Annotated in this window: 12 protein-coding genes; all 12 read right to left on the bottom strand. The window is 71.2% G+C overall.

The genetic code is table 11. From position 1 onward, the window contains the following. Positions 1–52: 52 nt before the first annotated feature. A complete protein-coding gene (locus ACZ6I1_RS19000) occupies positions 53–1,198 on the bottom strand; it encodes a caspase family protein (RefSeq protein ID WP_469288546.1) in 1,146 nt (381 codons plus the stop codon). Then, a complete protein-coding gene (locus tag ACZ6I1_RS18995) occupies positions 1,182–1,559 on the bottom strand; it encodes an effector-associated constant component EACC1 (RefSeq protein ID WP_469288544.1) in 378 nt (125 codons plus the stop codon). The genes ACZ6I1_RS19000 and ACZ6I1_RS18995 overlap by 17 nt, the downstream gene beginning before the upstream one ends. Beyond that, positions 1,552–2,772: a serine/threonine-protein kinase gene (locus tag ACZ6I1_RS18990; RefSeq protein WP_469288542.1), complete on the bottom strand. Its 1,221-nt coding sequence runs from the start codon at positions 2,770–2,772 to the stop codon at positions 1,552–1,554. The genes ACZ6I1_RS18995 and ACZ6I1_RS18990 overlap by 8 nt, the downstream gene beginning before the upstream one ends. A gap of 31 nt (positions 2,773–2,803) precedes the next feature. Further along, entirely contained in the window at positions 2,804–5,224 is a 2,421-nt protein-coding gene (locus ACZ6I1_RS18985; RefSeq protein WP_469288540.1) for a RelA/SpoT family protein, read from the bottom strand. A 195-nt stretch (positions 5,225–5,419) separates the two neighbouring features. Then, the gene (locus ACZ6I1_RS18980; protein WP_469288538.1) at positions 5,420–5,977 is read right to left on the bottom strand and encodes an adenine phosphoribosyltransferase; all 558 of its coding nucleotides are present in this window, start codon (positions 5,975–5,977) and stop codon (positions 5,420–5,422) included. Continuing rightward, a complete protein-coding gene (gene secF, locus ACZ6I1_RS18975; RefSeq protein ID WP_469288536.1) occupies positions 5,974–7,032 on the bottom strand; it encodes a protein translocase subunit SecF in 1,059 nt (352 codons plus the stop codon). The genes ACZ6I1_RS18980 and secF overlap by 4 nt, the downstream gene beginning before the upstream one ends. Before the next feature lie 3 nt (positions 7,033–7,035). Further along, positions 7,036–8,832, bottom strand: coding sequence for a protein translocase subunit SecD (gene secD, locus ACZ6I1_RS18970; RefSeq protein WP_469288534.1), 1,797 nt, complete (start codon positions 8,830–8,832; stop codon positions 7,036–7,038). A gap of 157 nt (positions 8,833–8,989) precedes the next feature. Beyond that, a complete protein-coding gene (yajC, locus tag ACZ6I1_RS18965) occupies positions 8,990–9,436 on the bottom strand; it encodes a preprotein translocase subunit YajC (protein ID WP_469288532.1) in 447 nt (148 codons plus the stop codon). 165 nt (positions 9,437–9,601) lie between these two features. Continuing rightward, a complete protein-coding gene (gene ruvB / locus ACZ6I1_RS18960; RefSeq protein WP_469288530.1) occupies positions 9,602–10,696 on the bottom strand; it encodes a Holliday junction branch migration DNA helicase RuvB in 1,095 nt (364 codons plus the stop codon). A gap of 86 nt (positions 10,697–10,782) precedes the next feature. Further along, on the bottom strand, positions 10,783–11,415 hold the full coding sequence (ruvA, locus tag ACZ6I1_RS18955; protein WP_469288528.1) for a Holliday junction branch migration protein RuvA: 633 nt from the start codon (positions 11,413–11,415) through the stop codon (positions 10,783–10,785). Beyond that, on the bottom strand, positions 11,412–11,948 hold the full coding sequence (ruvC, locus tag ACZ6I1_RS18950; protein WP_469288527.1) for a crossover junction endodeoxyribonuclease RuvC: 537 nt from the start codon (positions 11,946–11,948) through the stop codon (positions 11,412–11,414). The genes ruvA and ruvC overlap by 4 nt, the downstream gene beginning before the upstream one ends. A 126-nt stretch (positions 11,949–12,074) precedes the next feature. Beyond that, a complete protein-coding gene (locus ACZ6I1_RS18945; RefSeq protein WP_469288525.1) occupies positions 12,075–12,827 on the bottom strand; it encodes a YebC/PmpR family DNA-binding transcriptional regulator in 753 nt (250 codons plus the stop codon). Positions 12,828–12,845 lie beyond the last annotated feature (18 nt).

The following is a 12,845-nucleotide window of genomic DNA, read 5'->3' as shown; positions in this document are numbered from 1 at the left end:
GTGGTCGTACGCGGGCCCCGGTACGGAATTCCGTACCGGGGCCTCGTCCGTCTCAGGGCCGGGCCCGTTTGTCGTCCTGGATCAGGTCGAGCGCGTGCTCCAGGACCTCGCACGCGTGGAGGTGGTTCCCGGACTCCTGCAACAGGCCCGCCAGCCACCGGCACACCAGGACCGCCTCGGGGCGGTGGAACCGGTGGACGCGTACGAAGGCCTCTTCCAGGACGGCGATGGCCTCGCCGAGCTGCCCGGTCTCGGCCAGCATGTCGGCCAGTTCGAGCTGGACCGCCAGCAGGTCGCCCTCGCCCGCGCCCGACCGCTCGCGCAGGGCCAGCCGCAGTACCGGCAGGGCGTCCCGGGTCCGCCCCGCCGAGCGCAGGGTGCGGGCCAGTGCGAGTCCCGTGCCGACCATGGCCGACTGCAGGTCGCCCCGGAGCACCGGCCCGGCCGGGACTCCGTGCGCGGCGCGGGCCCGGTTGCGGAAGAGCTTGAGCCGTCCGACGCCGTTCTCCTGGGCCTGCCGCGGCAGGGGCCGGTTCTTGCCGCGCAGCCGCAGCTCCAGGGTGCGGAACAGGGTGTCCAAGTCGATCAGCTCGGGGCCGTCCGGGATCCCTTCGCGCAGCACCTTGAGGAGTTCCCCGGTGAAGGCGGTGTGGCGTTCCCCGTCGGGGGCGAGGGCCACCCGGTTCGGCGGGGAGGCGGTGAGGACGTAGGCCCCCTCGACGGCGGTCTGGGCGGCGAGGTCCTCCCCGTCCGCGCCGGCGAGGGTGCGCGCGGCCCGCCCGCTGAAGCAGCAGTCGAGGATCACCACCTTGCGGGCGGCGCGGGAGGTGCGCAGGGCCGAGCGCAGGTGCCGGTAGGCGACGGCGGTGTATCCGACGTTCTCCCGCGAGCCGTACAGGGACAGGAACAGGTCGGAGGCTTCGGCGTCCCGCATGCCGTGGCCGGCGAAGTAGACGAGGAGGGTGTCGGTGGCCTCCTCGCCGGCCTGGTGGACGGGGTCCAGCAGGTCGGCCGGGAGCGACGGGTTCCGGACGAGGGTGAGGTTCCGCTCGGGCAGTCCCCAGACCGTGGGGTCGAAGAGTTCGGCTGCCAGGTCCTCGATGTTCGCCTCGACCGCGGGGAGCCCGGACAGATCGCTGTATCCGGCGCCGCCGATGAGCACGGCGCGTGAGCCCGCCGGGTCAGGAACTCCCGTCATCTGCCCCGTCCAGGGCCGCCACGATGCGGCGGAGCGCCTCCGGGTCGGCGGCCTGCCCGCCGTCGATCCGGACCTCGTAGGGGCCCCTGCGCACGGTCAGTGCGGGCGGGCGGCGGCGGGCGAGCCGCCACTGCAGCACCGCGAAGAGCAGGGAGGCGGTGGACAGCCCGCTGCCGACGGCCAGTTGCAGCACGTCGAAGCCGCCCCCGGCCATGTGCCCGTCCTCGGCGGGCCGGTCTCCGGCGATCAGGCCGCGCACCTCGCGGCCGGCGTCCTCGTCCGCGGCCAGCCAGGCCAGCAGGGAGCGCAGCTCTTCCTCGGGTTCCCCGTCATCGGCGACCCGTACCTCGAATTCATGCATCCGTGTCGTTCCTCCCCGCTCCGATGCGTGTGCTGACCCGCGCGAACAGTTCCAGGGCCGTGGCGGCCTCGCCCAGCCGCACCAGGCAGACGGCCTTCCAGTACTGGCAGGCCAGGGTGGTGGGATGGTCCGCGCCGAGCGTGTCCCGGCAGTACGGGAGCATCCCTTCCAGGATGTCGGCGGCCTGCTGGACGTCACCGCGCAGCAGCAGGCCGACGGCCTCGCGCTGCCGGGCCAGGGCGGAGGACTCGGTCATGCGGCTGCGCACCAGGCGGCGGGTGACGCCGCTCAGGGTGACCGGCTCGGCCACGTGGGCCGCGCCGTGCCATGGGGCGCCGGCGGGTTCGGCCGGCGGCCGCAGCCGCGGCGCCTCCGGTACGGTCCCGGGCTCCGCGGCCCAGGGCAGCAGGAGCCGGATGGCCTCGGCGGTGTCCGCGGGCCGGTTCGCGGGATCCTTGGCGCAGAGGCTGTCCACGACCTCCGCGAAGCCGTCCGGCAGGTCCGTGAGGATCTCGCGCATGGGGGGCAGCCCGCGCAGGATCCGGTACACGACGGGGGCGTGGCTGTCCTGCGCGGCCCCCGCCGGCGGTCTTCCGGTGAGCATGAAGCGCAGGCAGACGCCGACCCCGTACAGGTCCGACGCCGCGGTGGCCCTCGTCCCGTCGAAGCGCTCCGGTGCGAGGTAGCCGACCGTGCCGACCACGACGCTGCCCGCGGTGTCGTCGTCCTCCACCAGTTTCGCGATGCCGAAGTCGTACAGCACCACCCCGCGGCTGGTGAGCCGGACGTTCTGCGGTTTCACGTCCCGGTGCAGCACCCCGCTGGCGTGTGCCGCGGCCAGCCCGGCGAGCATGTCCACGGCCACCCGGCAGGCCCGGTCCACGGGCAGCGGCTGCCCGCGTCCGGCGACCAGCTCGGAAAGGTCCTCCCCGTCGAGCAGTTCCATCAGCAGGTACGGGACGCCCTCGTCCACGCCGGTGTCGTAGACGGCGACCACACCGGGGTGGCTGATCCGGGCGAGGGCGACGCCCTCGTCCCGGAACCTCTGCGCGTCGCCCTCGCGGAAGCCGCCCTGGAGGCATTTGATCGCCACGCGCCGTTCGAGGCGGAGGTCCTCCGCCTCGAAGACCACGCCCATGCCGCCGCGGCCGATGACCCGGACGGGCTCGTAGCGTCGGCTGAGGCCGCGCGGAAACAGGTCGTACGTACCCACGCGCGCCCCCCGGTGCGGCTTCAGACGGTGCTCACGGCCTCCTTGCCGACGTCACACGGTAGACGTCGTACACGCCCTCCACACCCCGAACGGCCTTCAGGACGTGGCCCAGGTGCTTGGGGTCGCCCATCTCGAACGTGAAGCGGGAGGTGGCCACGCGGTCGCGGGAGGTCTGGACGGCGGCCGACAGGATGTTCACGTGCTGGTCCGACAGGACGCGGGTGACGTCCGACAGCAGGCGGGACCGGTCCAGGGCCTCGACCTGGATGGCGACCAGGAAGACCGAGGACTGGGTGGGGGCCCACTCGACCTCCAGCATCCGCTCGGGCTGCTGGGAGAGGGAGTCGACGTTGACGCAGTCCGCGCGGTGAACCGATACGCCGCTGCCGCGCGTGACGAACCCGATGATCGGGTCGCCCGGCACCGGGGTGCAGCAGCGGGCCAGCTTGACCCACACGTCGTCGACGCCCTTGACGACGACGCCCGGGTCGGCGTTGCTGCGCCGCTTGCGGCCGCGCGCGGGCGGGATCGACTCCTCGATGTCCTCGCCGGCCGCTTCCTCGCCGCCGAGGGCCGACACCAGCTTCTGTACGACGCCCTGCGCGGCCACGTGGCCCTCGCCGATCGCCGCGTACAGGGAGGAGATGTCGGGGTAGCGCATCTCGTGCGCCAGGGTGACGAGGGAGTCGCCGGTGAGGATGCGCTGGATCGGCAGGTTCTGCTTGCGCATGGCCCGCGCGATGGCGTCCTTGCCGTGCTCGATGGCCTCGTCGCGGCGCTCCTTGGAGAACCAGGCGCGGATCTTGTTGCGGGCACGCGGGGACTTGACGAAGCCGAGCCAGTCGCGGGACGGTCCGGCGCCCTCGGCCTTGGAGGTGAAGACCTCGACCAGGTCGCCGTTGTCGAGCGTGGACTCCAGCGGGACGAGGCGGCCGTTGACCCGGGCCCCTATGGTCCGGTGGCCGACCTCGGTGTGGACGGCGTACGCGAAGTCCACGGGCGTTGCCCCGGCCGGCAGCGCTATGACGTCGCCCTTGGGCGTGAAGACGAAGACCTCGTTGCGGGAGAGGTCGAAGCGCAGCGAGTCGAGGAACTCGCCCGGGTCCTCGGTCTCCTTCTGCCAGTCGAGCAGCTGGCGCAGCCAGGCCATGTCGTTGACCGTGTCCTGCCCGGCGCTGCCCTTGGCGGCCTGGGGGACGTCGGTGCGTACCTTCGAGGTGCCCGCGACGGTCTGCTGCTTGTACTTCCAGTGCGCGGCGATGCCGTACTCGGCGCGGCGGTGCATGTCGAAGGTGCGGATCTGGAGCTCGACCGGCTTGCCGCTGGGCCCGATGACCGTCGTGTGGAGCGACTGGTACATGTTGAACTTGGGCATCGCGATGTAGTCCTTGAACCGGCCGGGGACCGGGTTCCATCGCGCGTGCACGGTGCCGAGGGCGGCGTAGCAGTCCCGTACGGTGTCGACGAGGACGCGGATGCCCACCAGGTCGTAGATCTCCGCGAAGTCACGGCCGCGGACGATCATCTTCTGGTAGACGCTGTAGTAGTGCTTGGGTCTGCCGGTGACGGTGGCCTTGATCCGGGCGGCCCGCAGGTCGGTCTGCACCTCGTCGGTGACGATCGCGAGGTACTCGTCGCGCTTGGGCGCGCGCTCGGCGACCAGGCGCACGATCTCGTCGTACATCTTCGGGTAGAGGATCGCGAAGGAGAGGTCCTCGAGCTCCCACTTGATCGTGTTCATGCCCAGCCGGTGCGCCAGCGGGGCGTAGATCTCGAGGGTCTCGCGGGCCTTCTTCTCCTGCTTCTCCCGCTTGAGGTAGCGCATGGTGCGCATGTTGTGCAGGCGGTCGGCGAGCTTGATCACCAGGACCCGGGGGTCCTTGGCCATCGCCACGACCATCTTGCGGACGGTCTCCGCCTGGGCGGCCTCGCCGAACTTGACCCGGTCGAGCTTGGTGACGCCGTCGACGAGGAGGGCCACGGCGTCGCCGAAGTCGCGGCGCAGGTCCTCGAGGCCGTACTCGGTGTCCTCGACGGTGTCGTGGAGCAGACCGGCCATCAGGGTGGCCGGGTCCATGCCGAGCTCGGCGAGGATCGTGGTGACCGCGAGCGGGTGGGTGATGTACGGGTCGCCGCTCTTGCGCTTCTGGCCGCGGTGCCAGCGCTCGGCGACCTGGTAGGCCTGTTCCAGCTGGCGCAGCGTCGCCGTCTCGATCTTCGGGTCGTTGCTGCGGACTATGCGGAGCAGCGGCTCCAGTACCGGGTTGTACGGATTCGTGCGCTGCACGCCGAGCCGGGCGAGGCGGGCGCGCACCCGGTTGGAGGACCCGGCCGACTTCGCCGGCGCGGGCTTCACCGGCGGGGCCGGCGGGGGCGTGGCGGCGGCCGCCTTGGCCTGCTCGGCCTGCGGGTCGGGCTGCGCGGCGGAAAGTGGCTGGACCTCGTCTGGCAAGAGCGCTCCTCACGGGGGTCCCCCGAGACGCAGTCCGGGGGAGGGTCCGGTGCCCGTGTCCGGTCCGGATAACCCATCGTAGCGAGGGTTGCGTCCCCTCGTTCTCCCGGTCCACGGTCTGCTGCGGGCGCCGCACACGCAGAACGGCGGGCACCCGGGACGTCCCGGATACCCGCCGCTCGACGAGCAAACGCGTCAGACCACGATCAGCGCGTCCAGCGGAGCCTCGCCCAGCGCCTCGGCCAGCCGCAGGCGGCCCGGCAGGAACGACAGCTCCATCAGGACCGCCACCCCGGCGACCTCGGCCCCGGCCCGCCGGATCAGCGAGAGCGAGGCTTCGGCCGTGCCACCGGTGGCGAGGACGTCGTCGATGACCATGACCCGGTCACCGGCCGCCAGATCCTCGGCGTGGACCTCGATCTCCGCGGTCCCGTACTCGAGCTCGTAGGCCTGCGCCAGCGTCGCCCCCGGCAGCTTCCCGGCCTTGCGCACCGGCACGAAGCCGACCCCGGCCTGTACGGCCACCGGAGCCGCCAGGATGAACCCGCGCGCCTCCAGCCCGACGATCTTCGTCGCCCCGTACCGCCCGGCCAGCTCCACCAGCGCGTCGGTCAGCGCCGCGAACGCCCGCGCGTCCGCCAGCAGCGGGGTGATGTCCTTGAACATCACGCCCGGCTTCGGATAGTCCGCCACGTCCTTGATCCGGCTGAGCAGCAGCTCGCGCACGCCCTCGGACAGCGGTGACGCCGTCACCGGCGCCGTCCCGGCTGCCGGCCCTGCGCCACGACCTGCGGCGCGTCCTCGGAGTCGTAGCCCTCGTCCGCGGACTCGCCCTTCGCCGCCGCGGCCGCCCGCTTCGCGAGGACCCGCTTCTTCAGGGCCTTCATCGCCGGCTCGCGCTCCTTGAAGTCCACGACCAGCGGGGTCGCGATGAAGATCGAGGAGTACGCACCGGCCGCGAGGCCGACGAACAGCGACAGCGAGATGTCGTTCAGCATGCCGGCGTCCAGCAGGCCGCCGCCGATGAAGAGCAGGGCCGCCACCGGGAGCAGCGCCACGACCGTGGTGTTGATCGAGCGGACCAGCGTGCCGTTGATGCTGCGGTTGGCGATCTCGCTGTACGTCCAGCGGGTCTGCTTGGCGATGTCCTTCGACCCCTCCTTGAGACCGTCGAAGACGACGACGGTGTCGTAGAGCGAGTAACCGAGGATCGTCAGCAGACCGATGACCGTACCCGGGGTGACCTCGAAGCCGACCAGCGCGTAGATGCCGACGGTGATGGTGAGGTCGTGGATCAGCGCGATCAGCGCCGCGATCGCCATCCGCCACTCGAAGGCGATGGCCAGGTAGATCACCACGAGGATCATGAAGATCCCGAGGCCGGTCCAGGCCTTGTTGGCGATCTGCTCGCCCCAGCTGGGGCCGACGAGGTCCGCGTTGATGTCGGCCTCGGTGACCTTGAGGGCCGTGGCGAGCTGCTTCTTCACGTCGGTCGCGGCGTCGGTGTCCAGACCGGAGATCTGGATCCGCATGCCGCCGGTGCCGAGCTCCTGGACGATCGCGTCGTGACCCGAGGCCTTCTCCGCCTCGTCGGTCGCCGCGGCGACGGAGACGGCCGTCTTCGGGGTGGTGAAGACGGCACCGCCCTTGAACTCGATGCCCATGTTGAGGCCCTGAACGGCCAGGGCCGCGATCGCCGTGATGGTGATCAGGATGGAAACGCCGTACCAGATGAAGCGCTTGCCGACGAAGTCGTAGCCGACCTCACCGCGGTACAGCCTGGCGCCGAGATCTCCCAGCTTCGACATCTCTCACGCCTCCTTTGCGTCGACGGGGGCGGGTGCGGAACCGGTACGGCGGGACCGGCGCAGCGGCGGCTTGGCGCCGAGCCGCGTCGGGTCCAGCCCGGACCACGGGTGACCGCTGGCGAAGAACTTCGTACGCGCCAGCAGCGTCATGACCGGCTTGGTGAAGAGGAACACCACGACCACGTCGAGCAGGGTGGTGAGACCCAGCGTGAAGGCGAAGCCCTGCACCTTGCCGACGGTGACGATGAACAGCACCGCGGCGGCCAGGAACGACACGAAGTCGGAGACCAGGATGGTGCGCCGGGCGCGCGGCCAGGCCCGCTCGACGGCCGGACGCAGGGTGCGGCCCTCGCGGATCTCGTCGCGGATGCGCTCGAAGTACACGATGAACGAGTCCGCCGTGATGCCGATCGCCACGATCGCACCGCAGACGGCGGGCAGGTTCAGCGCGAAGCCGATGCCCTTTCCGAGCAGCGCCATGATCGTGTACGTGAGGATCGCGGAGACCAGGAGGCTGATGATGGCGACGAACGCCAGGCCCCGGTAGTACACCAGCAGGTAGATCACCACGAGCAGCAGGCCGATGGCGCCGGCGATCAGGCCGGCCTTCAGCTGCTCACCGCCGAGCGCGGCCGTGACCGTGGTGACGCTGTCCTCGCTGAAGGAGAGCGGCAGGGCGCCGTACGAGAGCATGTTGCCCAGGTCCTGCGCGGACTGCTGGGTGAAGCCGCCGGAGATCTCGGCGTTGCCGCCGGTCAGCGCCTGGCTGACGGAGGGGTCGGAGATGACCTCGCCGTCGAGCACGATGGCGAACTGGTTCTGCGGGGCCTGCTTGGTGGCGAGCTCACCGGTGATCTTGGCGAACTTGTCGGCGCCGCTGTCGGTGAACTGCATCGTGACGATCCACATGCCGCGCTGCGGGTCGATGATGCCCTTGGCGTCCTTGACGTCCTTGCCGTCGACCTGTGCCGGGCCGAGGATCCACTTGCCCCAGGCGGTACCGCGCTGGCCGCAGGCGACCATCGGGTCGGTGGGCTTGGCGCCCTTGCCGGCGGCGGCGCGCTGCTCCTCGTTGGTGCAGTCCAGCTTCGCGAAGGCTTCCTGGAGGCCGGCTGCGGCGGTCTCCTCGGCCGACGGGGGCGTGGACGGCGACGGTGCGCCCGACGGGGTCGGGGCGGCCTTGTTGTCGTCTGCCTTCTTCGACTCGCTACCCGAGGGGGTGGGAGTGGGGGCGTTCGGGGCCTTGAGGGCCTCGCTGAGCGCACGGCCCTGGGAAGTGGCGCTGGACGACGGGGTGGCCGACGGGGACGTGCCGTCGCCGGCCTTGGGAGCGCCGGAGCCGCTCGCGGAGGGGCTCGGGCTCTGGGCGCCCTCGGGAGCGGCGGGGGCGCCGTCCGCGAAGGCGAGGACCGGACGGAAGTACAGCTGGGCGGTGGTACCGACCTGCTCGCGCGCCTGCTGCTCGTTCGTCCCCTTGGGGATGTTCACGATGATGTGGTCGCGGCCCTGGGTCTGGACCTCGGCCTCCGACACGCCGAGACCGTTGACGCGGCGCTCGATGATGCCGACCGCCGTGTTCATGTTGGTCTCGTTGATCGCGTCCGGCTTGCCGGGCTCGCTCTTGGCCTTGAGCGTGATGCTCGTGCCGCCGGCGAGGTCGATGCCCAGCCGGGGAGTCGTCTGCTTGGAGAGGAACATCCCCGCGGTGAGCGCCACCATCGCGATCAGGATGATCGCCAGGGCGCGCCCCGGCCTCCCCTGAGCCCCCGTGGGCCGCCGGCCCTTCTTCGGTGCTGCCACCTTGTCGTTTCTCCCTGTCCAACCGCCCCGCGCCGGGTCAGCGCGCGGACGGCCACGAAAATGTGTGGTGGGGACCCCTGCCCCCCGCAGAAGTGGGTCGCTGCCCGGGACCGCGACGGCCGCCGGTCAGGCGCCCTCGCGGTCCCCGGCCCGCGCGCTACTTCGCGCCGGGCTCGCCGTCCGTCTTGCCGTCCTTGGGCTCGTCTTCCTTCGGCTCGTCCTTCTTGCCGAGGTCGAGCTTCGGGGCCTCGTCCGCGTCCTTCTCGGTGAGGGAGGAGGCGTCGTCGGGGACGACCGGCGTGTCGATGGTCAGATCATCGGTGGTGCCGTGGACGATGCGGTTGTATTCCGCGTCCTCGAGGACGGCGCCGATGGCGTTCTTCGCGTAGACCGCGTGGACGCCGGGAGCCACCTCGAGGGTGACGGTGTCGTCGCCGATCTCCTTCACCGTGGCGTACATGCCGCCGATGGTGCGGACCCCGGTGCCGGGCGTCATCTGGTCGCGCATCTGCGCGGCCGCCTGCTGCTTCTTCTTCGCGGAACGGGTCATCAGGATCATCGCCCCGATGAGCACGATGAACGGGAGGAATGTCAGGAGATTCACGGGACGGAGATCCTTCGCACGACCGCACGCGGACGGCGGCCTTTTCTACGGGGGTGGGCACACCGACCCGAAGGGTCGGCATCGGCGGAGTCTAGGCGAGTCCGCACCGATGGAACAACGCCCAGCATGGCACCGCAGTTCCTGAGGGTGCGAACCTCCGCGCCGTCAGGCCCCGAACAAGCCCTGTTGTCCGCTTGATCCGCCGCGGTGGTGCTGGGGCGGTGTGCCCGGCGGTACTGCTTCGTTCACGAGTCCCAGGTGGGACCAGGCGGCGGGCGTCGCGACCCGTCCCCTGGGGGTGCGTGCGAGCAGGCCTTCGCGGACGAGGAAGGGCTCGGCGACCTCCTCCACGGTCTCCCGCTCCTCGCCGACGGCGACGGCGAGCGTGGACAGGCCCACGGGCCCGCCGCCGAAGAGCTTGAGCAGCGCCTCCAGGACGGCCCGGTCCAGGCGGTCCAGCCCGCGCGCGTCCACCTCGTACACCTGCAGGGCGGTACCGGCGACCTCGCGGTTGATCACACCGTCCGCGCGGACCTGGGCGTAGTCGCGGACGCGGCGCAGCAGGCGGTTGGCGATGCGGGGGGTGCCGCGGGAGCGGCCGGCGATCTCGGCGGCGCCGTCGGCGTCGATCTCGACGTCGAGGAGGCGGGCGGAGCGGTGGATGACGCGCTCCAGCTCCTCGGGGGCGTAGAACTCCATGTGCCCGGTGAAGCCGAAGCGGTCGCGCAGCGGGGGCGGCAGCAGGCCGGCCCGTGTGGTCGCCCCGACCAGGGTGAAGGGCGGCAGCTCCAGGGGGATGGCGGTGGCGCCCGGCCCCTTCCCCACGATCACGTCGACGCGGAAGTCCTCCATGGCCATGTACAGCATCTCCTCGGCGGGCCGGGACATGCGGTGGATCTCGTCGAGGAAGAGGACCTCGCCCTCCTGGAGGGAGGAGAGGATGGCCGCGAGATCGCCGGCGTGCTGGATGGCGGGCCCGGAGGTGATGCGGATGGGCGCGCCCATCTCGGCCGCGATGATCATCGACAGGGTGGTCTTGCCGAGGCCGGGGGCGCCGGAGAGCAGGACGTGGTCGGCGGTGGCGCCGCGCTGCCTGGCCGCCTTCAGGACGAGGTCCAGCTGCTGGCGGACCTTCTCCTGACCGACGAACTCCCCGAGGTCCTTGGGACGCAGCGCCGCCTCGACGGCGGTGTCCTCCCCGTCGGCGGAGGCGGCCACGAGCCGCTCGGTCTCGGCGTCGGTCTCGTCGTCCCAGTTCACGGTGTCAGTCTGCCTTCTCGGTATGCACGGTGGGTCTCGTGTGCGGCGCCGCTGCGGGGGCTCCGCTGCGGGCGCTCCGCCGCACGTCAGCGGGCCCGGTTCAGGGACTGCAGGGCGGCGCGCAGGAGCTGGGGAACGGGGGCCGCGCCTCCGGCGGCGATGGCCGCCTCGGCCTGCGGGGTGACCGCGGAGACGGCCTCCTCGGCCTCCCGGGAGGCGTACCCGAGGCCGATCAGCGCCGCGGCGAGCTGCTCCGTCCACGGCGCGGGCCCCGGCGCGGCGGCCCGCTGCGCCCCCACCAGGCCGCTGGAGCCCAGCGGAGCCCCCAGCTTGTCCTTCAGCTCCAGCAGCAGCTTCTGCGCGCCCTTCTTGCCGATCCCCGGCACCGCCATCAGGGACTTCTCGTCACCCGTCGACACGGCCGTCCGCAGCGCGTCGGGACTGTGCACGCCGAGCATGGCCTGCGCGAGCCGCGGTCCGACCCCGCTCGCCGTCTGGAGCAGTTCGAAGACCTGCCGCTCGTCGTCGTCGGCGAAGCCGTACAGGGTGAGCGAGTCCTCCCGTACGACCAGCGAGGTGGCCAGCCGGGCGTGTTCGCCCGTCCGCAGCCCGGCGATGGTGTTCGGCGTGCACTGCACGGCCATGCCCACTCCCCCGACCTCGATCACGGCCAGGGTGGGGGCGAGCGCGGCGACGGGGCCGCTGACGAAGGCGATCATCGGGTACGGCCTTTCGAGCCAGAGGCGTGCAGGGCGACCGCCTGCTGGAGGCGGTTCTGGGCGGGGGCCCGCCAGATGTGGCAGATGGCCAGGGCGAGGGCATCGGCGGCGTCGGCCGGCTTCGGCGGTGCGTCCAGTCTGAGCAGCCGGGTCACCATGGCTCCGACCTGGGCCTTGTCGGCCCGGCCGCTGCCGGTGACGGCGGCCTTGACCTCGCTCGGCGTGTGCAGGGCGACCGGTATTCCGCGCCGGGCCGCGCACAGCATGGCGACGGCGCTCGCCTGGGCGGTTCCCATCACCGTGCTGACGTTGTGCTGGCTGAACACCCGTTCCACGGCGACGACTTCGGGCCGGTGGTTGTCGAGCCATTCCTCGATGCCCTGCTCGATGGCGACGAGCCGGTCTCCCAACTCCGCTTCGACGGGCGTGCGGACGACCCCCACCGCGCGCATGGTCAGGGGGCGGCCGGCGACACCCTCGACGACGCCGATACCGCATCGCGTCAGCCCCGGGTCCACACCGAGTACGCGCATCTCCCCCCCAACCATCGATCACATGTCCGTGTGGGTGCAGCGTATCGGGACCCGCTGACAAAGCGGCCAAAGCGACGGGCCGACAGGATGTGTCCTGTCGGCCCGTCGTCGAAATCAGCGCCCGGCTCAGGCGTCGACCTTCTCCATGACCTCGTCCGAGACGTCGAAGTTGGCGAAGACGTTCTGCACGTCGTCGCTGTCCTCCAGCGCGTCGATCAGCTTGAAGATCTTGCGCGCGCCCTCTTCGTCCAGCTCGACCTGCATCGAGGGGACGAAGCTGGCCTCGGCGGAGTCGTAGTCGATGCCCGCCTCCTGGAGCGCGGTGCGGACCGCGACCAGGTCGGTGGCCTCGCTGATGACCTCGAAGGACTCGCCGATGTCGTTGACCTCTTCGGCACCGGCCTCGAGCACCGACTCCAGGATGTCGTCCTCGGACAGCTCACCCTTGGGCAGGACGACGACGCCCTTGCGGTTGAACAGGTACGAGACCGAGCCCGGGTCGGCCATCGAACCGCCGTTGCGGGTCATGGCGACCCGCACGTCGGACGCGGCGCGGTTGCGGTTGTCGGTGAGGCACTCGATGAGCACCGCGACACCGTTCGGACCGTAGCCCTCGTACATGATCGTCTCGTAGTCGGCGCCGCCCGCCTCGAGGCCGCCGCCGCGCTTGACCGCGGAGTCGATGTTCTTGTTCGGGACCGAGCTCTTCTTGGCCTTCTGGATGGCGTCGAAGAGCGTCGGGTTGCCGTCGACGTCGGCACCGCCCATACGGGCCGCGACCTCGATGTTCTTGATCAGCTTCGCGAAGAGCTTGCCGCGCTTGGCATCGATCACGGCCTTCTTGTGCTTCGTCGTAGCCCATTTAGAGTGGCCGGACATCCGCCTGTCTCCTTCGCG

Source organism: Streptomyces sp. NPDC046303, assembly GCF_055588085.1.
The sequence above is the reverse complement of the archived record's forward strand: the minus strand, read 5'-3'. Positions and strand labels throughout refer to the sequence as shown.